The sequence below is a fragment of the Nocardia sp. NPDC004860 genome, from assembly GCF_040609015.1.
Taxonomy (GTDB): domain Bacteria; phylum Actinomycetota; class Actinomycetes; order Mycobacteriales; family Mycobacteriaceae; genus Nocardia.
The window spans coordinates 17,028-34,558 of the sequence record NZ_JBEXJI010000043.1; the positions used below are offsets into that span (position 1 = coordinate 17,028).

The window sequence follows — 17,531 nt, forward strand, 5'->3', positions numbered from 1 at the left end:
GTGGCGATCTCCGTCTCACGGAAGGGGGATCTCGGGGCGGGCGTGAGCCCGGATCTCGTCGGGGTCGAAGCCGGCTTCGCGTAGGACCTCTTCGGTGTGTTGTCCCAGCTTCGGGGGTGGCTGCAACCGGATGTCGCGGTTTCGATCAATCGGTAAACGGACCTGCACTTCGTCGGCGGGGAAGGACACAACCAGCCCGCGCTCGTGGGTCAGGGGGTGTGCGAGGGCCGCCTCGAGGGAATTGACCGGTCCTACCGGCACACCGGCGTTGGCGATGCGTTCGAGCCAGTACGCGCAGGTCTGTGTGGCGAAGACCGTGTCCAGCTTGGTATTGAGCAATTCGCGGTGGAGTACTCGATCCTCGACGTTGGCGAACCGCGGATCGCCGGTCAGATGCTCGAGCCCCATCGCTGTGCACAACTTGGCGAACAACCCATCGGTGGCCGCAGCAACCACGATCGAACCGTCACTGGCCATGTATTCCTGATATGGTGCGGTGCTCGGTGCCGCCGAGCCCAGCCGCTGTGGATGGTAGTCAGCTGCGAGCAGGCCGACGATCTGGTGCGACATCAGGAAAAGCGCGCTGTCGATCAGGCTCGATTCGAGCTTGATCGGTCCAGACCGTCGCCCCCTGTCGGCCAGTGCGGCCATCACCGACACCGTGGCCCACAGCCCGGTAGAGATGTCGATGGCCGAGGGGGCAGTGCGCGCCGGCCGCCCTGCCGGGTCCCCGGTCAGAGCCATGATCCCGGTGAATGCTTGGACCAGCGCGTCGTAGCCCGGACGGCTGCGACCCAACGAGCCGCTACCGAACGCATCGATCGAGCAGTAGATGACGCGGGGATTGACCGCGGAGAGGTCATCGAATCCGAGTCCGAGCCGATCGGCGACTCCGGGTCGGAACGATTCCACGAAGACGTCGGTGCCTTTGGCGATCCGAAGCACGGCATCACGACCGGCCGGCGTTCGGATGTCGAGGGCCGCGCTGCGCTTGTTGCGGTTGTAGGTGGAAAAGACCGTGCCCGTGCCGTCGTGCTGGGGTGGCAGCAGCCGGGTGGAGTCACCGCCGACGGGGCGTTCCACCTTGATGACGTCGGCGCCCAGATCGGCCATGATCATGCAGGCGAGCGGACCGGCGATGTTTTCGGTGAGGTCGAGCACTTTGATGTCCTCGTAGGTATCGTGCAGGCCCATCTGGCTCGTCATCCTTGGTAGGGAACGGGGGAGGTAATCATGGCTGTCTCTCAAAAAACAATCACTTGTTTATTGCTAGCACGACCAGCTAGTGTGGTCAACACCACAGCCGATCGGGCTGCGGGCCTACATCACTTCAGGAGGGTTCATGGACTTCCGTTTCACCGACGAGCAGCAGATGTGGTCCGATACTGTCCACACCTTCATGGACCGCGAGGTCGGTCTGGAGTACATCCGCAAGCACGACGAGTCGCGCGAGTTCCCTCACGACGCATACAAGAAGATTGCCGAACGCGGCTGGCTGGGGCTGCTGATCCCGGAGCAGTACGGCGGTCTCGAAGCCGATCCGGTGATGTACGCGATCTTCTGTGAAGCGATTGCCAAGTACAGCCTCGACTTCGCCGCGGCAATCATGACCTCGATGTTCACCGCCACCAATATCGCCTTCCACGGGAGCGACGCCCAGCGCGAGAAGTACCTGCCCGGCTTCCTCGACGGCGACACCAAGTTCAGTATCTCGATCACCGAGCCCAACGCGGGGTCCGACGCCGCCGGCCTACGTACCCGCGCGGTGCAGGACGGGGATTCGTGGGTCCTCAACGGCAACAAGGTGTTCTGCTCGGGCGCGCATCTGCCGAACACGGTCATCGCGGTCATGGCCCGCACCGCGGAGGACAAGCACAAGGGCTTGAGCATGATCCTGGTGCCCAACACCACCGACGGGGTCGACGTCCGCAAACTCGACACCATCGTGCGCCGCACGCTCGGCACCACCGAGATATTCCTGACCGATGCCCGCGTCCCGATCGAGAACATCATCGGTGAACCCGGCGACGGCTGGCAGGTCGTCGGCGGTCACTTGGAGTGGGAACGGTTGAGCCTGGCGGCCACCTACGTCGGCAATGCTCGGACGGCGCTCGACGATACGATCCGCTACACGAAGGATCGCACGCAGTTCGGCCGTCCGCTGTCGTCGTTCCAGGTGCTCAAGCACCGTATGGCGCAGGACGAGTGCGAGGTGCAGGCGGCTCGCCTGCTGGTCTACAGCGCGGCGACGAAGCTCGCCCGCGGCGAGAAGGTCCTGAAGGAGGTCTCGATCGCCAAGGTCTTCGCGGCCAAGACGGCCTTCCAGGTGGCCACCAATGGCATGCAGGCCCTCGGCGGCTACGCGACTCTGCCCGAGTACGACATGGAGCGCTACTTCCGGGAAGCCAAGCACGGCATGGTGGGTGGCGGCACCAACGAGATTCAGTACAGCATCATCGCCAAGCAGATGGGCCTGTGATCCGCTATCGGGCTACTTGGTCTTGACGAGGAGCGGGCAAACGTCCACTCTGGAAAAAACAAACGATTGTTATTGGTGGAGGCTGTTCATGCTAGGCAACACGGTGGTGGTCGATGCGGTCGTACATCCGTACGACCTCTGTTCCGCCAATCAGGCACCCGGTGCCGAGCGTCAGCTCGAGGCTGTCTATGGAGCCCATCGCCTCGCCTTCGGCGATCGGTACCGCGATCACGTGCTCACCAGGGAAGAGTTCTTCGCGGATTTCTCATACGAGGCGATGGCGGAGGCGCTCTTCGTCGAGAGCCCGGTGGATTTCGCGGTGATCCATTCCTTGCCCAGCTTGGGTTTCGTGCGCGATCACGTGACGAAACCGGCGCGGGCGGCGGCCTTGGTCGCGAAGTACCCGCAGCGATTCCAGATGTATGCCACTGTGGACGCGCCGCAGACTGATGTGGCAATCGCGCAGCTCGAACAGCAGGTCGCCGACTACCAGGTTATCGGTCTCAAGCTCTATCCGGCATTCTTCTACGACGGCCGCGGCGAGGGCTGGCGGATGGACAGCCTCGAATACGCGGCCCCGTTGTTGGAAGCCGCGCGGGATCTGGGATTGCGCAACATCGCGGTCCACAAGGCGCTGTGGCTCAAGCCCGCGCCGAAGGAAGCGTTCGCTATCGACGATCTGCACGAAGCGCTGGACCGGTTCTCCGATCTGCGCATCCAGATGGTGCACGCCGGCACCGCGTTCCTGGACCAGACCGTCGATCTGTTGCGTAATCACCCCAACATGTACGCAACGCTCGAGACGACCTTTCAGTACCTCGTCTCCAAGCCCGAACTGTTCGGCCGGGTGCTCGGAACGCTGCTGACCCACTGCGGCTCCGAGCAGCTGATGTTCTCGAGCGGGGTGAACCTGATGCACCCCGCACCGCTGCTGGCGGAATTCGCGGACTACACGATTCCTGAGGCCATTCTCGACGAATTCGACCTGCGCCAGATCTCCGAAGAGGACAGACGCAACATACTTGGGCGCAACAGCCTGCGCCTGCAAGGGTTGACCGACGAAGAGATCCTGGCCGGGATCGACGGTGATGGATTCAGCCGGCTTCGTGAATCCGACGACCGCATCGGCCCGTGGCACGCGCTTCGCGCCGGGACGACGGCCGGAGCAGTCTCGTGATCCCCACACGCCAGCAGGTGCTCGACAAGATCGACACGGTTCCCGAGCCCTGCTCGCTGCTCATGCACGACGCGATGAGCGTGAAGGAGATGGGCCTGGTCGACGAGGTGCGGATTCAGGACGGACGAGTGGAAATCGAACTCGTGCTGACCGATACCTCCTGCATCCATCTCACCTCGATGAGTCGTTACATCGCCGACGCCGTCGGGGAACTCGACGGTGTCGATCACGTGGAGGTCATCCCCTCCACCCGCAAACTCTGGACACCGGATCGCGTCCAGCGCGGTCTCCCGATCTCCCCGACCACGCCATACACCCGCCGCGGGCTGCCCGCGGTGGTGGGTGCCGACCACGGCATCGCGGAAAGGACATCGAAATGACCTACAGCGAAGCGAACCCCGCCAGCGCCGACTTCGAGCCCTACTCCATGGGGATGACCATGGCCGAGAAGCAGTACCCACTGCCGCCGGCCAAGGTCGACGTCGAGATCTACCGCGACGAGGGCCGATACCACCGGGAACTTGAGAACGTCCTGCTCGAGGCGTGGTTCCCGGTGCACCCGTCCTCCGACGTCGCCGCGCCCAAGGACTACATCGTCTGGGAGCAGATGGGCCAATCGGTCGTGATCACCCGGCGCGCCGACGGGACGGTGGCCGCATGGCACAACGTATGCCAGCACCGCGGCGCCCGCCTGGTCAACGGTTCCGGAAACTGCAAGATCGGTAAGTTCAAATGCCCCTGGCACGGGTTTGTCTACAACCTCGACGGCGAGGTGACCAGCGTCCCGCTGCGTGAATCGTTCGACGAGTGCGACCTCGAAGGGCTGCGAGCACCGGCGGTGCGCGCCGAGGAATGGGGCGGCTGGATCTGGCTGTCGTTCTCCGAACGGATCCCCGCACTGCGCGAATACCTGGGAACCATCGGCGACGAGCTCGAAGGGTACGACCTTGAGGAATTCACCACGGTCTATCGCACGAGCGTCACCTTGAAGGCGAACTGGAAGATCGTCGTCGATGCATTCAACGAGACCTGGCATGTGCCCTTCACCCACAAGGACACGCTCGCCGGAACGGTGATGTGGCGGGACGCCATCCTGAAGATCACCGAGCCCCACACGTGGATGACGATCCCGATCCGCGGCTTCACCGACAAGGCCGCGGAAGGCGCCGATCACCGCACGTCACACCTGTGCCACTACCTGGTCTTCCCGAACACCATCTTTAGCTGTTTCCCGACGCATCTGCAGATGTGGTCGGCCTGGCCGGTCTCGGTCGACGAGACAGTGCTGTGCGCGTACCAGATCGTGGGCCCGACTCCGCCCGGGCGGACCGACGAGAAATGGGCGAAGGCCAACAAACGGGACTGGGAGGCGTTCCTCGAGGTCGTGGGTGAGGACTCCGAGGTGATCAACGACTTCGCCCGCGTAATCGGATCGCGCGGCTTCACCCGCAACCTGTTCAACACTGCCGAGAGCCGGCTGACCTCCTTCCACGAGCAGGTCGAGAAGCGGCTGTAGAGGAGAAGAAATGCCGAACGTCCGCGTGAACCGGGAGAAATGCGAGGGCTACGGGAACTGTGTCCTGGCCTGCCCGGGAGTGTTTGACATCGATGACGGGGGACTGGTGATCTTCGACTCCGAAGCCGCCGCGTCGGCGTCGATGGAGGATCTGCGCCGCGGCGCCTACGACTGCCCGACCGAGTCCATCGTGATCGAGGACTGAGCCGAGACATCTGAACCGGTTGTGTGGGGAGCCGGTCATCGTACGGTGGTGAGGGCGCCGTCGCTATCACCGCCGCTTCCTCGCACCTTTAGCGGCACGTCTTGCCGCTTTCGGGGCATGTATGGATCAAGTGCCAGGCACGCGGTCGAGGTCCATATCGATCGCGGTGACCCAATCCGGTTCCGCTGCCAGCAGGCTCAACTCAGCGCCGGGTACATCGACGTCGACCACATATCGGAAACCCCCGGCCTGCGCGCCCGCAATCGTGGACCAGTCTCCGGCAGGCGCGGCGAAAATGATTCTGCGGCAGTGCGGGTCAGCGACTTCGATCGCAGAAGCGAGGACCCGCAGGACATCAGTGGTGCGTGAGGATGCCTCGTCGACTAGACGGATCTCGATGTCGTGCGCGTTCGCAGGATATGCGGCGCGCAGTCGTCCTGCTGCGCAGCGCTCCAGTTCGACGGTTGCTCGGATTCCAGAGTGATCGCAAATTTCGGCGAGAACCGTTGTGCGTCCTTGCCTTCGGACGATAAGTGTCCAGGGAGCGGCCAAGGCCGGTATGGGGATGGTTGGCATAGTCACGGCAGCGGGTCCTCCCCGATCAGGCGGCGGATGGCGATCTTGTCGAGTTTTCCAGAGGCGTTGCGCGGTACGGTCTTCACGATCGCGAGCCGCCGGGGGAGCTTGTACCGGGCCAACTTGTCGGCGGCGTGCTGCTGTAGATCTTCGAGAGTGAGCTGAGCACCGTCGGCGCAACTGATGACCGCGGCTACGGTTTCCCCCCATCGCTCGTCGAGAGTGCCGACGACGCCGATGTCGACCAGGCCAGGGAGGTCGGCCAGGGCGCTCTCGACCTCGGCGGGGTAGACGTTCTCGCCACCGCTGATGATCATGTCCTTGAGTCGATCGACGATGTAGAGGAAGCCGTCCGAGTCGAGGTAGCCGATATCGCCGGAGTGGAACCAGCCCTCGGCGTCGAAGGCCGCCGCAGTGGCCTTCGGATTGTTCCAGTATCCCGGAGTCACGTTGGGTCCCCGAACGACGATCTCGCCGCTGATTCCGGCTGGCACCGATGTGTTGGTCGACGGGTGGACCACCCGAACCTCGGTGTGGGGCATTGCAATCCCTGCGGATCCGACCTTGGTGAGAGTGAATTCGGCCGGTAGATGTGTCGCGAAAGGCGCGGTCTCGGTCAGCCCCCATGCCTGCTGCAGGGTGATCCCATGTGCTGCCGCATACAGTTCGATGAGGGAGGGCGGGACAGGAGCGCCGGCCACAACGATAGTGCGAAGCTGAGGAAGTGTGGTGTCGAACAGTTCGGGGACCCGCGCCAGCGAGGTGAGCATGGCCGGGACAGCGAAGAACGAATTCACCTCGTACTCGATCAGATCGCGCAGAAACGCCGGTGGATCGAAGCTGCGGCGGACTACCAGAGTGCCGCCTCGTACGAGGGTACGCAGCGCGAGAGCATTGAGTCCGCCGATGTGAAACAGCGGCGCGACCGCGTGTGTGACGTCTCCTCTGCGGGTGTCGAGGCGGGAGTCGACATTGATGCCGTTCCACCAGATGTTGCCGTAGGTGAGTGTCACACCTTTCGCAGATCCTGTTGTGCCGGAGGTGAACATGAGGATCGCGGGTTCGTCGAAACCGCGTGCCATTGGAGGACCGGCTGGTAGCGCGGCGGCAAGGACCGGACTCCAAAGCTCCCACTGCCCGCCAGGATCTGTGGCAGGAACCTGGTGGTCGTCGTCGATGAGCAGGAGGACGCGCAGTGCGGAACCCCGCCGGACTCCGTCCAGTACGGCACGGTGGCCTTCCTCGCAGACCGCGGCGATTGCGCCGCTGCCCGCCAGTACGGTGCCCAGTTCGGCTTCGGCGAGGCGGAAGTTGATCGGAACGAAAATCGCGCCCAGCCGGAATGCCGCGAACATGGTGACCAGGAAGGCGGAGCTGTTGAGGCCGAGATAGGCGACCCGGTCGCCCTCGCCGACGCCGCGGTCGGCGAGGACAGCGGCAAGGCGCGCGGCTCGATCGTCGAGTTGAGCGAAGTTGAGATCGCCTCCGGCGTATCGGATCGCGACCCGATCGGCCTGGTAGCGGGCGACGGCCGCGATCGAGGACGCCGGGTTGACATCCACCGCCGCACCGGAATTCGCAGAATGTGCCGTTAACATCGAATCTCCGTAGGGCTCGTCGGTGAGCTGGTCAGAGGTTGTCGCCGCCGGCCGCCGTGGCGAAGCCGCGCACGCCGATACCACCGTCCACCGAGATTGCCTGGCCGGTGATCGGGCCACTCTGCTCCCGGGAAGCGAGCAGAACGTAGGACCCCGTGAAATCGCGGGGGTCGGTGCTCGAGTCGTGCAGCGGGATGGGCGGCGGTGGAGTGTCAGTGGTCTTCTTGGAGAAGGACGCGGCCAGCGAACGTTCTTTCAGGGCAAGTGATTCGGGGCCGCGCAGGTCGGTGTTCATGCCGCCGCAGGCGACGCCGTTGACACGTACCTTCGGAGCCAGCTCGTAGGCGAGTTCGCGCATGAGGCCAAGGCAGGCGTGCTTGCTTGCCGTGTAGATCGGGCCGCCGCCGTTGACGTAGAAGGAGGCATTGGACAGGGTCATGACGATGCTGCCGCGGGTATTGACCAGTTCGCGCCAGGCGGCTTCCGCGGCCAACAAGTAGCCCTTGACGTTGATCGAGAACAGTTCGTCGAAGGTATTGGAAAGCTCTGCGGCCGTCAGTCGGGTGAGCTGGCGCTGGAAGTCCCAGATGCCGGCATTCGCGACGAGGGTGTCGAGTTTGCCGAAGCGGTCGACAGTTTCGGCGACCGCGGAATGGAGTTGGTCGGAGTTGCGGACGTCGGCCTCGACCGCGTGCATACGCTGTGGGTCGGGGGAGGCTTCGACCACTTCTTTCAGCCGGTCGATTCCGCGGCCCACGATGGTGACCGAAGCGCCTTCTGCTACAAAGCGTTCAGCCACAGCACGGCCGATCCCGGATCCACCGCCGGTGATGAGTGCGCTGTAGCCGTTGAGCCAGCCGGTCATGCCAGGTCTCCCAGGAAGTCGCTAACCAAACGTTCGAATTCGGCTGCCCGTTCCAGCTGCACCCAGTGGCCGCAGTTGCCGAAGACGTGCATCTGCACATTCCGGATGTTCTTGAGCATGATCTGTGCGCCGTCGAGAGTGATCGTGCGATCGTCGCGGCCCCACAGCAGCAGGGTCGGTGCCTTGATCTTGTGCAGGTCGCGCCACAGCGGGTCCATGCCGTGCCGTTTCGCGAAGGCTGCGTTGTAGTGGTGGTAGAACTCGATGTGGCTTTTGTCGAGTGAGGCTTCGTAGCGGGCTTTGACGACGTCTTCACCGAACTGTTTGTGGTCGAAGACCATTGTGCGGATGAAGTTGGCCATCTTCTTTTCGCTGGGTCCGCCGCCGTTGTAGTAGCGGAACATCTCCTTCTGGCCTTCGGTCGGTGTCGGGCCGAAAGGCAGCCAGCCGCCGCCGGGTGCCATGAGGACCAGGCCAGCGATTCGCTCGGGCTGTGCCTGCGCCATCGCGATTGCGGCCGCACCGCCGAGGCTGTTTCCGAGCAGATGGAACCGGTCGATGCCCAGGGAATCCAGGGCCTGGAACAGGGCATCGACGGTGATCTGGGTGATGGAGCGCGAATCGAGATCGGCTTCACCGGGGCGGTAGCTGCCGCCGAAACCCGGCTGATCGGGCAGGATCACGCGGAAGCGGGATGCCAGTGTCGGCAGATTCTGGTGGTAGTTGCTGACGCCGGAGGCGCCGGGACCGCCGCCGTGCAGCATGACCAATACCGGTCCGGACCCGGCCGCGGCGACGGAAATCTGGCCGAGAGAGGTGTCGACGGTGTGGTGGGTGAGCCGGATGTCACGCTGTCGCAAGGTGAGGTCGAGTTCGGTGATGGACACGGTTTGTCCCCTCGTATCAGAAGAAGGTGGAGATGTTCTTGGCCTGCAGGATGTTCTGATCCAGCAGGATGTCGCGCCGGGTCACGCGCAGTCCGTTCTCCGTGCGGCGCAGGATGTCGGTGCGTTGCCCGGCGAAGACGTTCTCCTCGCGTTCGAGCCGGTTGCGATAGACGAGGAAGGCCGAGCGCACCAGCAGGTCCTCGCTCGTGAAGCTCGGGTCTTCTTCCGGATCGGCATGGTGCACAACCACATTGGTGACCAAGTGCCGGGTGCGGGACGGCGGGTCCTCGGCCCACGCCATGCCGGAGTCGAAGCGGCGGATGCGCCAGGCGAGGCTGTCTTTGGTCTCGTCGTAGTACGCGGCCTCGCCCCGGGCGGCGATCGACAGAGCCTGCTGGCGACGTAACCGGTTGGTGCGGATGGGCATCCAGTAGGCCAGGTCTTCGGCAAGCAGATCCAGCCAGTCGCTGAACCGGCCGTCGTCGAGCAGCTGTGCCTCGAGGTAGTAGAACTGTTCGACCTCGAAATGGGTATCGCGGTCGGCCCGGATTCCGGCGAGCGACTGCGCTGTCGTGGTGCTCACGATGTCATTCCATCCCTTCTGCAGGAGATCGCCGAAGCGGTTGTGCCGCACAGCGGCACGTCATCCGCGGAGCAGTTTTCGAAGATCGATCGACGCGTCAGCGAGCTGGCTCGCATCGATGGCGACACCACGGTCGATGAGTCGCCGCGCGGCGCGCACGGCTTTGGAATCGTCGATGCTGACCGCACCGACGACCTGGTCGCCGACCAGGCCGAATACGGAGAACGCGAGTCCGCCGAGCATGCCGCGAAGTACTGTGCGTTCGGCGCCCGCCATCGTGCCGACGACCTCGATATGCCGATGGTGGCGATCGGTCCAGAACCACGACGCGGTGTCGGCCGGTGGAGTGGTGCCGAGGATGGTCGCGGCGGCCCGCTGCCCGTCGCGCTGCGCGGCTTCCCAGTGCTCGGTGCGGGGGAGCAACGCTCCGTCGCGGCGCAAGCGGGCGGGGTCTCCGACAGCGAGCACTGCGGGATTGGAGGTGGTTTGGGTCTGATCGACGACGATGCCGCGATCGATCTCGAGCCCGGCCGCATCGGCGAGCGCGGTCTCGGGCACCATGCCCACACCGAGGACGACCACGTCGAAAGTGGTGGCTTCATCGCTGCCGGACAGGCGGGCTTCGATTCCGACTGGGGTGTCGTGCAGACTTTCCACGCCGGCGCGCACCGTTCGGATGCCGCGGACGACGTGTTGGTCGTGCATCCACGTGGCGATCGTCGAGCCGACGGCTGCGGTCAGCGGTGGGCGAACCGGATCGACCAGGGTGACCTCGCATCCGAGCTCGACCGCGGTGGAGGCGACTTCGGCACCGATCAAACCCGCGCCGACGACGAGCACCCGCGCACCCGCGGTCAGCGCGGCCCGCAGCCGGGTCGCGTCCGTGGCGGTGCGCAACACATGCACACGCGGACTGGAACCACCTTTGATCGGAGGCCGGGCTGCCCGCCCTCCCGTCGCGAGCACGACACGATCCGCGGCGATCATGGTGCCGTCGAACAGTTCGACTTCACCGGACGCGGTGTGCAGAGCTGTGGCGCGCGACTCCGAGAAGAGACGAATCTTGTTGTCGTCGTACCACTGTGGGGGCTGCAGTGCAATTTCGGTGAGCGATTTGCGCCCTTCGAGGAAGTCTTTGGACAGCGGTGGCCGGTCATAGGGGAACTCACCAGAGTCCACTAGGGTGATGTCTCCGACGAATCCACCCATTCGGAGCGCGGCAGCGGTGCTGACACCGGCAATACCGCCTCCGACGATCACGACGCTGCCGATCACGGTGCCTCATTCGGGAACAGGAAGACCGCTCCGTCACGGACTTCGACACGGTGCGGGCGGGCATCCCGGGTAGCCGGAAGGCACTGCACCTCACCGCTTTTCAGGCAGAACTTGCTGGAGTGCATAGGGCATTCCACGAAGCCTTCTTCCACCCAGCCTTCGGCTAAAGAAGCGATCTCGTGTGGGCAGGTGTCGTCGAGGGCGTACACGGCGCCGTCGACGTCGCGCAGCAGAGCGATGTCGTCTTCCGTGCCGGTGACGGCTTTGCCAATCGCGATGCCCTCGCCGATCGGGATGTCATCGAGTGCCGCGACGTGAATACCATTGCTGCTCATCGGTTTTCCTTCTCATGCCAGGCGGGGGTGTTCATCAGATCGCGCCAGCGACCGTAGAAGGCGCGGCCCGCGGCATCGCTGTAGAGCTCGCTGGTAGTGCCGGGGTGACGGCCGTCTTCTCGCTCGGAGCCCAGTCCCATCTGATAGTTCAAAGGCACCGAGTTGGTGATGAAGCCGTGGGAGATCGCCTGAACCTCGCTCCAGTTCTCGCCGTCGTCCTGCTCGAAGATGCCGCTGGGACCGAAGGTGCGCAGGTTGTAAAGCCGTTGTGCTTCACGTACTTCCGGCGGCATCGACTTGTCGACCACGGTCCACGACCACACCTCCATCCGGTCGGGTCCCTTGGGATGCCAGACCCGGATGGTGCCTATCACCGGGAGATAGGAGAAGTTCGGGAAGACGGTGGCATGACCATCGGTGAGCGGACCTTCGACGCGCGCGTCGCCGAGGCGCTCACGGAGCGCATCGTAGTCGGTCCATTCATGGACTTTCTGCGCATTGAAGCGGTTCTTGGGATGCACCGGGAAACCAGCGCCGTGCCCGTTGGGGTCGAGGAACTGCCGACCGGTGCGGTGCACGATCTCGTTCTTCGGATTCTTGGTGGGCGACAACACCATCAGCGCGGACGCGTGGCTCATGTTGACGTGGTACCAGTCGGTGGCGAACTGCTCGGCCGCCAGTTTCCAGTTGCCATCCAGTACCCATTTGTGAACGCCCCCGACGACCGCGGTTCCCTCGTCGTCGTGATCGAGCATGGCGTCGAGGTACCAGGCCATATCGCCGAGGTATTCCCGCAACGGCGATGGCTGGGGGTTCCAAGTGCCGAAGATCAAGCCGCGGTAGGACTCCACATGCGGGACCTCGACCAGGCCCCAGTCCTTGGTGTCGAACGACTCCGGATAGCCGTCCTTGTTGGGGATGGAGACGAGCTTGCCGTCCAGGTCGTAGGCCCAGCCGTGATAGGTGCAGGTGAAGTTGCGGGTCGCGCCCTCATCGGCGCGGCAGACGCGGGCGCCACGATGACGACAGGAATTCAGGTAGGCGCGGATGCGCCGGTTCTTGTCCATCGTGACGATGACCGGGTCCTCGCCCATGTACGTGGTGAAGAAGTCGCCGGGTTTGTGGAACTGGTCGGTGTGTGCGAGAAACAGCCAGCTGGGGGCGAAGACACGGCGCAACTCTTGCCGGTACAGCTGGTCATCGGTGAAAATGGCCCGATCCAGCAGACCGGTGTCGCTGTCGACCAGCCCGGAGACATCGACATTGCGGACCAGCGCGGCCGGGCGGCGCAACGCGCCACACGGGGTGGCACAGGCGGCTTCGCGGCCGGTGGCAGGTTCGATGGTGGAGGTCATGTCCACCAGATAAGCCGTCACCCGGGGGTGATCTCCACCCGACGTTCCGTAGGGCGGCACGCGTGTCCGCAGGTCACGGGGGTGCAGATTGTCGCATCGCTGTGTTCCGCTGGGCGGCACGTCCGCTATCACCGGACTGGTCCGGCGCGCGACTGTGGCGGCATGCTCGCAGCACAGGCAATCTCCCAGAGTGCTACCGATCCGCTCGCAGGTCTGGTGGTGCGCGACATTCCCGTCCCGATCCCGAAGCCCGGATGGACACTGGTTCGTGTCGCGGCGGCGTCGCTGAACATGCATGATTTGTGGACGTTGCGGGGAGTCGGTCATCCAGCGGAGCGGCTACCCATTGTCCTCGGTTGTGATGCCGCGGGTTATGACGCCGCCGGTAATGAGGTGATCATCCACCCCGTGATCGCCGATCCCGACGCCGGCGGTGGCGACGAGACTCTGGATCCGAACCGGGCGCTGATGTCGGAGATGTACGACGGCACTTTCGCCGAGTTCCTGACTGTCCCGACCCGAAACCTGGTCCCGAAACCGTCGTGGTTGTCCTTCGACGAAGCCGCGTGCCTGCCGGTGGCTTGGACCACTGCCTATCGAATGCTGTTCACCAAGGCGGGAATTCGTTCCGGTGACCGGGTACTCGTGCAGGGTGTGGGTGGTGGGGTCGCGTCGGCGGCAATCAAACTCGCTGTCGGCGCGGGTGCTGTGGTCTATGCGACAAGCCGCAGTGCAGCCAAGCGACGGGAGGCACTGTTCTGGGGGGCGCACGCAGCCGTGCCTACCGGTGAACGCCTGCCGGAGAAGGTCGATGTGGTCATCGAAACCGTCGGCGCGGCGACGTGGGACCACTCGTTGCGATCGCTGCGCCCGGGCGGAGCGATCGTCGTGGCCGGGGCCACCAGTGGCACGCAGCCGCCGGCAGATCTCGCGCGGATCTTCTACCTGCAGCAGCGAATTCTCGGCTCCACCGGCTGTACTCGCGCGGAGTTGGTGTCGATGCTGCGCATGATGGAGTCCACCGGCGTGCGCCCGGTGATCGATAGGGCTTTGCCGCTCAGCGAGATTCACAAGGGCTTCCAGCTCATGATCGACGGCGATCTGACCGGCAAGATCGTTATCCACCCACCCGCTGTGGCGCAGTGATCGCCGCACCAACCTACGTCTCGAGGAATCGCTCATGACTGCAGCAGCCGTGGGCTTGTCCCATTCGCCGCTCATCGGAAAGAACGACCCGGAACCGGAAGTGCTGACCCGTGTGGGTGAAGCCATCTCGGCAGCAAGGGATTTCATCCAAGACTTCGATCCCGAGCTCGTCGTTCTGTTCGCGCCTGATCATTACAACGGCTTCTTCTACAAGGAAATGCCGCCGTTCTGCCTCGCCACCGAGGCGCACGCGGTCGGTGATTTCGACACCACGGCGGGACCGCTGTCCGTGGACGCCGGCGCCGCCAAGCTGATTGCACAGGGCGTACTGGACCGGGGCGTCGACTTGACCATCTCCTCGCGCATGACGGTTGATCATGGCTTCGCCCAGCCGCTGGAAATGCTGTTCGGCGGGATCGCCGAAGTTCCGGTGGTCCCGGTATTCGTCAACGGCGTCGCGACCCCGCTGGGGCCGGTAAGCCGAATTCGCGCTCTGGGAACCGCCATCGGTCAGGCGGCGGACGATCTCGACCTGCGCGTGCTGTATCTGGCATCCGGCGGACTCTCGCACGACCCGCCGGTACCGGTACTCCAAGGCGCGCCTCCGCGCGTGGCCGACGCGCTGATCGAAGGGCATACGCCTACGCCGGAGCAGCGTGCCAAGGGGGAGGAGCGGGTCGTCCAGGCTGGTCGTGACTACGTCGCCGGGACGTCGATTATGACCCCGATCAATCCCTCCTGGGACAACCACCTGCTCGATCTGCTGCAATCCGGTGCCCTCGCGGAATTCGACAACTGGACCGTGGAGGCGATGGCACGAGAGGGCGGCGGTTCCGCGCACGAGGTCCGGACCTGGGTCGCGGCGTATGCGGCACTCGCTGCCGGTGGTGATTACGAGATGAATTACCGCTTCTACGAGGCGATTCCAGCATGGATCGCGGGATTCTCGGTTACGACAGCTCGCCGGTGATGAGCTATCCGAATTACACCGACAGCGGTGCGGCTAGCGCTCAGGTCGTGGTGTTCATCGGTTCTCTCGGAACGACGCTGGCGATGTGGGATCCGCAGCTGCGAGCGTTCGGCAGCGATGTCCGGACCATCGCGGTCGATCTGCCGGGCCATGGCGGCAGTTCTATTCCCGCGACTTCCTGCACGGTAGCGGGATTCGCGGCCGAGGTGGTCCGGTTGCTGGATGTGCTCGGCGTCGGTCGCTTCTCGGTTGTCGGGTTGAGTTTCGGCGGTGCGGTCGCGCAAGCTCTCGGCGCGGGCTGGCCGGAGCGCATCGATCGGATGGTGATCGCCTGTGCGGCACCGCAATACGACGCGGCTTTCTGAGGCGCACGGGCCGCTCAGGCACGCACACACAGGTTCTCCGAAATTGTCCGCATAACGACCGGACGGCGCTTCTCCCCGGAGTTCGCTGAGCGGGCACCCGACGTGTGCGCCGCGTCCCTGCTGATGCTGTCGACGATGGACCCCAACGGATACGCCGCCTGTTGCGATGCCTTGGCCAGTCACGACGCTGAGCCACTGCTGCCGCGAATCACTGTGCCCACGCTCGTCGTGGCGGGTGAACAGGATCGGGTGACTCCACCATCGTTGGTGCGCGAATTGGCTTCGCTGATCCCAGATTCGACGTTTCGAATCATCCCGAGCGTTGGTCACCTGGCGAACGTGGAAGACCCGGAGACCTTCAACGCCTTGGTCGCGAGTCGCCTCACAAGCTCGGTTCAACCGGACATCTACGCCGGTGACCATGGCGTCGTTCACCGGTGAACCCGACGGCGTCATGCTGACCTTCTTGGCGTCCCTCGCAGGGTTCGCTTTCGTGGACTCTCTCCACGTCCTGAACGTAGGGATCACGGCCGCAGTGGTCGTCGACAGTCGGTTGGCCCGCCGCTCACCAGTGCCGGGAGCCTCAAGCTTCATCGCAGGAGTCTTCGCCGTGACAACGGCTTTCGGCATCTACACCGTGCTCGGGTTGAGCCGCTTGACAGATATCACTCATTTCGACATCACGCCAACTGTTCGCTCTTGGGGAGAACTCCTTGCCGGTGCAGTCCTGGTGATCCTTGGATGCGTCCGGTTACCGGCGAACAACGGAGCGATACCGCCCTGGGCGATCGAAGCCCGTCGGCGACCGTGGATGCTTGCCTTGATCGGAGCGGGCGTCGGCCTCGGCCAGGCATCGACCGCGGTTCCGTACCTGGCGGCGCTGACAATGCTCACGGTGCGAGACCCGCGCCCGCCACTGTTGGCCATTGATCGTGGTCGCGTATTGCTTGATCGCATTGTTGCCGCCGATCCTGGTGGTGTTCACGGCGGCTCGTCGCTCGGTGCGGTGCGGCGGCTTTACCGTGTGTTCGTCCGCGCGGTGAGCCGCTTCGGTCCCATGTCGGTTCGGGTGCTGTTCGTGGCCTTTGGGATGGTGCTCGTGGTGGACGCGTTCTGGCGCAACTGCTCTGTGTGGCATGAAAGATGATGTGCGGCATCCTTATTCTTTGTGAGGAGCAAAAGAGGCTGCCGTACGCGCCGAAGGTTGAAACTGTATGTCGTTCAGCTGATCTGGATGGACCGCTTGGCAAGGCCTGCCCAGAATCCGTCGATGACGGTACGCTGAGCGTGCAAATCCGACTCGCCGGCGCCGACGGTGACGAACAGTGGGGGCGAAGTGCTCGCTGCGTGGATGGGCGCGTCACGCATCGGGCGTGGCGTGCTGAAAATCCAGCAGTGCGTCGAGGTCGCCCGCGGCGAGGGTTTCTCGTCCGCACGCGTCGAACTCTTTCGACAACGCGGGCGCGTTGTCGACGCCCGCACTCGGATCGATCTCGCGCAGGTTACGGGTGAAGAATCCACTGCCGATGATCAAGACGCCTTCGTCGCGTAGCGGCGCGAGGCGACGCCCGAGTTCGTACAAGCCGACCGGATCCAGGGTCGGCATCGACATCTGCAGCACCGGGATATCGGCATCTGGGTACATCTCGACCAGCGGGACGTAGGCGCCGTGGTCGAGGCCACGGTCGGGAACCTCGTGTACCTCGTTGCCCGGCCTGCGCAGCAGACTGCGCACCTTGGCCGCCAGCTCCGGTGCTCCGGGCGCGGGATACCGCACCCGGTAGTAGTGCTCGGGAAATCCCCAGAAGTCGTAGACGAGCGGGACCGTGGTGGTCGCGCCGACTGTGACCGGTGCGTCTTCCAGTGGGAAGAGACGATGAGAATGGCTGTGGGCCTGGGTAGTTCGGCGGACCAGGTGGGGAGTTGTCCCAGCCAGATCGGGTCATCGGCCAACGGCGGAACACCGTGGCTCAGGTACAGAACCGGCATCGCATGCTCGTGATTACGCTTCGTCGGGGTGGTCATCGGAAATGGCTGCTCTAGATCAGAAAGTACACGGCGGGATCAGAACGCGTAGGAATCGAAACGGCCCCAGGCGACAGCAACCGCGACGACGATGAGGACGACGTTGATTCCCACTTGCGGGAACTCGCTCCGTTGGGTAAGCCGCGCGCGGAGCGCGCCGATGCCGTGCGTAAC

At 64.2% G+C, this 17,531-nt stretch carries 16 protein-coding genes and 3 pseudogenes; 9 read left to right on the forward strand and 10 right to left on the reverse strand.

Annotated features, from left to right (window positions below; genetic code table 11):
• Window positions 1-15 precede the first annotated feature (15 nt).
• Window positions 16-1,206, reverse strand: coding sequence for a CoA transferase (locus ABZV44_RS42415; protein WP_354850027.1), 1,191 nt, complete (start codon window positions 1,204-1,206; stop codon window positions 16-18).
• Between the two features lie 136 nt (window positions 1,207-1,342).
• On the opposite strand from ABZV44_RS42415, the gene ABZV44_RS42420 reads away from it, so the two are divergent.
• The 5 genes from ABZV44_RS42420 (at window position 1,343) to ABZV44_RS42440 (ending at window position 5,377) form a co-directional block, all read left to right on the forward strand.
• Entirely contained in the window at window positions 1,343-2,479 is a 1,137-nt protein-coding gene (locus ABZV44_RS42420) for an acyl-CoA dehydrogenase family protein (protein WP_354850030.1), read from the forward strand.
• An 88-nt stretch (window positions 2,480-2,567) separates the two neighbouring features.
• The gene (locus tag ABZV44_RS42425; protein ID WP_354850032.1) at window positions 2,568-3,656 is read left to right on the forward strand and encodes an amidohydrolase family protein; all 1,089 of its coding nucleotides are present in this window, start codon (window positions 2,568-2,570) and stop codon (window positions 3,654-3,656) included.
• The gene (locus ABZV44_RS42430; RefSeq protein WP_354850034.1) at window positions 3,653-4,036 is read left to right on the forward strand and encodes an iron-sulfur cluster assembly protein; all 384 of its coding nucleotides are present in this window, start codon (window positions 3,653-3,655) and stop codon (window positions 4,034-4,036) included. Before ABZV44_RS42425 ends, ABZV44_RS42430 begins: the two co-directional genes overlap by 4 nt.
• Complete coding sequence (locus ABZV44_RS42435; protein ID WP_354850037.1) at window positions 4,033-5,172, forward strand: aromatic ring-hydroxylating dioxygenase subunit alpha; 1,140 nt, start codon at window positions 4,033-4,035, stop codon at window positions 5,170-5,172. Before ABZV44_RS42430 ends, ABZV44_RS42435 begins: the two co-directional genes overlap by 4 nt.
• 10 nt (window positions 5,173-5,182) lie before the next feature.
• Window positions 5,183-5,377 (forward strand): ferredoxin, encoded by a 195-nt coding sequence (locus ABZV44_RS42440; RefSeq protein WP_354850039.1) that lies wholly within the window; start codon window positions 5,183-5,185, stop codon window positions 5,375-5,377.
• Window positions 5,378-5,503: 126 nt separating this feature from the next.
• Here ABZV44_RS42440 and ABZV44_RS42445 read toward each other — a convergent pair whose 3' ends face one another.
• Genes ABZV44_RS42445 through ABZV44_RS42480 form a run of 8 tightly spaced genes read right to left on the reverse strand, consistent with a single transcriptional unit; the run spans window position 5,504 to window position 12,851 of the window.
• A complete protein-coding gene (locus tag ABZV44_RS42445) occupies window positions 5,504-5,959 on the reverse strand; it encodes a hypothetical protein (protein WP_354850042.1) in 456 nt (151 codons plus the stop codon).
• On the reverse strand, window positions 5,956-7,551 hold the full coding sequence (locus ABZV44_RS42450; RefSeq protein ID WP_354850045.1) for an AMP-binding protein: 1,596 nt from the start codon (window positions 7,549-7,551) through the stop codon (window positions 5,956-5,958). Before ABZV44_RS42450 ends, ABZV44_RS42445 begins: the two co-directional genes overlap by 4 nt.
• 31 nt (window positions 7,552-7,582) lie before the next feature.
• Entirely contained in the window at window positions 7,583-8,416 is an 834-nt protein-coding gene (locus ABZV44_RS42455) for an SDR family NAD(P)-dependent oxidoreductase (protein ID WP_354850048.1), read from the reverse strand.
• Window positions 8,413-9,297: an alpha/beta fold hydrolase gene (locus ABZV44_RS42460; protein WP_354850137.1), complete on the reverse strand. Its 885-nt coding sequence runs from the start codon at window positions 9,295-9,297 to the stop codon at window positions 8,413-8,415. Before ABZV44_RS42460 ends, ABZV44_RS42455 begins: the two co-directional genes overlap by 4 nt.
• Before the next feature lie 22 nt (window positions 9,298-9,319).
• Window positions 9,320-9,889, reverse strand: a complete 570-nt coding sequence (locus tag ABZV44_RS42465; RefSeq protein WP_354850140.1) for a 3-phenylpropionate/cinnamic acid dioxygenase subunit beta — start codon at window positions 9,887-9,889, stop codon at window positions 9,320-9,322.
• 57 nt (window positions 9,890-9,946) lie between these two features.
• Window positions 9,947-11,161, reverse strand: a complete 1,215-nt coding sequence (locus tag ABZV44_RS42470) for an FAD-dependent oxidoreductase (RefSeq protein WP_354850051.1) — start codon at window positions 11,159-11,161, stop codon at window positions 9,947-9,949.
• Window positions 11,158-11,496: a non-heme iron oxygenase ferredoxin subunit gene (locus tag ABZV44_RS42475; RefSeq protein WP_354850054.1), complete on the reverse strand. Its 339-nt coding sequence runs from the start codon at window positions 11,494-11,496 to the stop codon at window positions 11,158-11,160. The genes ABZV44_RS42470 and ABZV44_RS42475 overlap by 4 nt, the downstream gene beginning before the upstream one ends.
• Window positions 11,493-12,851, reverse strand: coding sequence for an aromatic ring-hydroxylating dioxygenase subunit alpha (locus ABZV44_RS42480; protein WP_354850142.1), 1,359 nt, complete (start codon window positions 12,849-12,851; stop codon window positions 11,493-11,495). Before ABZV44_RS42480 ends, ABZV44_RS42475 begins: the two co-directional genes overlap by 4 nt.
• Window positions 12,852-13,013: 162 nt before the next feature.
• On the opposite strand from ABZV44_RS42480, the gene ABZV44_RS42485 reads away from it, so the two are divergent.
• The 4 genes and pseudogenes from ABZV44_RS42485 (at window position 13,014) to ABZV44_RS42500 (ending at window position 16,479) form a co-directional block, all read left to right on the forward strand.
• Window positions 13,014-13,997: a zinc-binding dehydrogenase gene (locus ABZV44_RS42485; RefSeq protein ID WP_354850057.1), complete on the forward strand. Its 984-nt coding sequence runs from the start codon at window positions 13,014-13,016 to the stop codon at window positions 13,995-13,997.
• Between the two features lie 34 nt (window positions 13,998-14,031).
• The gene (locus tag ABZV44_RS42490; RefSeq protein ID WP_354850060.1) at window positions 14,032-14,967 is read left to right on the forward strand and encodes a 3-carboxyethylcatechol 2,3-dioxygenase; all 936 of its coding nucleotides are present in this window, start codon (window positions 14,032-14,034) and stop codon (window positions 14,965-14,967) included.
• Window positions 14,967-15,773, forward strand: a pseudogene (locus ABZV44_RS42495) (alpha/beta fold hydrolase). Before ABZV44_RS42490 ends, ABZV44_RS42495 begins: the two are co-directional and overlap by 1 nt.
• A 13-nt stretch (window positions 15,774-15,786) precedes the next feature.
• A pseudogene (locus tag ABZV44_RS42500) lies at window positions 15,787-16,479 on the forward strand (GAP family protein).
• Window positions 16,480-16,553: 74 nt separating this feature from the next.
• Here ABZV44_RS42500 and ABZV44_RS42505 read toward each other — a convergent pair.
• Window positions 16,554-17,321, reverse strand: a pseudogene (locus ABZV44_RS42505) (class III extradiol ring-cleavage dioxygenase).
• Window positions 17,322-17,531: the final 210 nt, after the last annotated feature.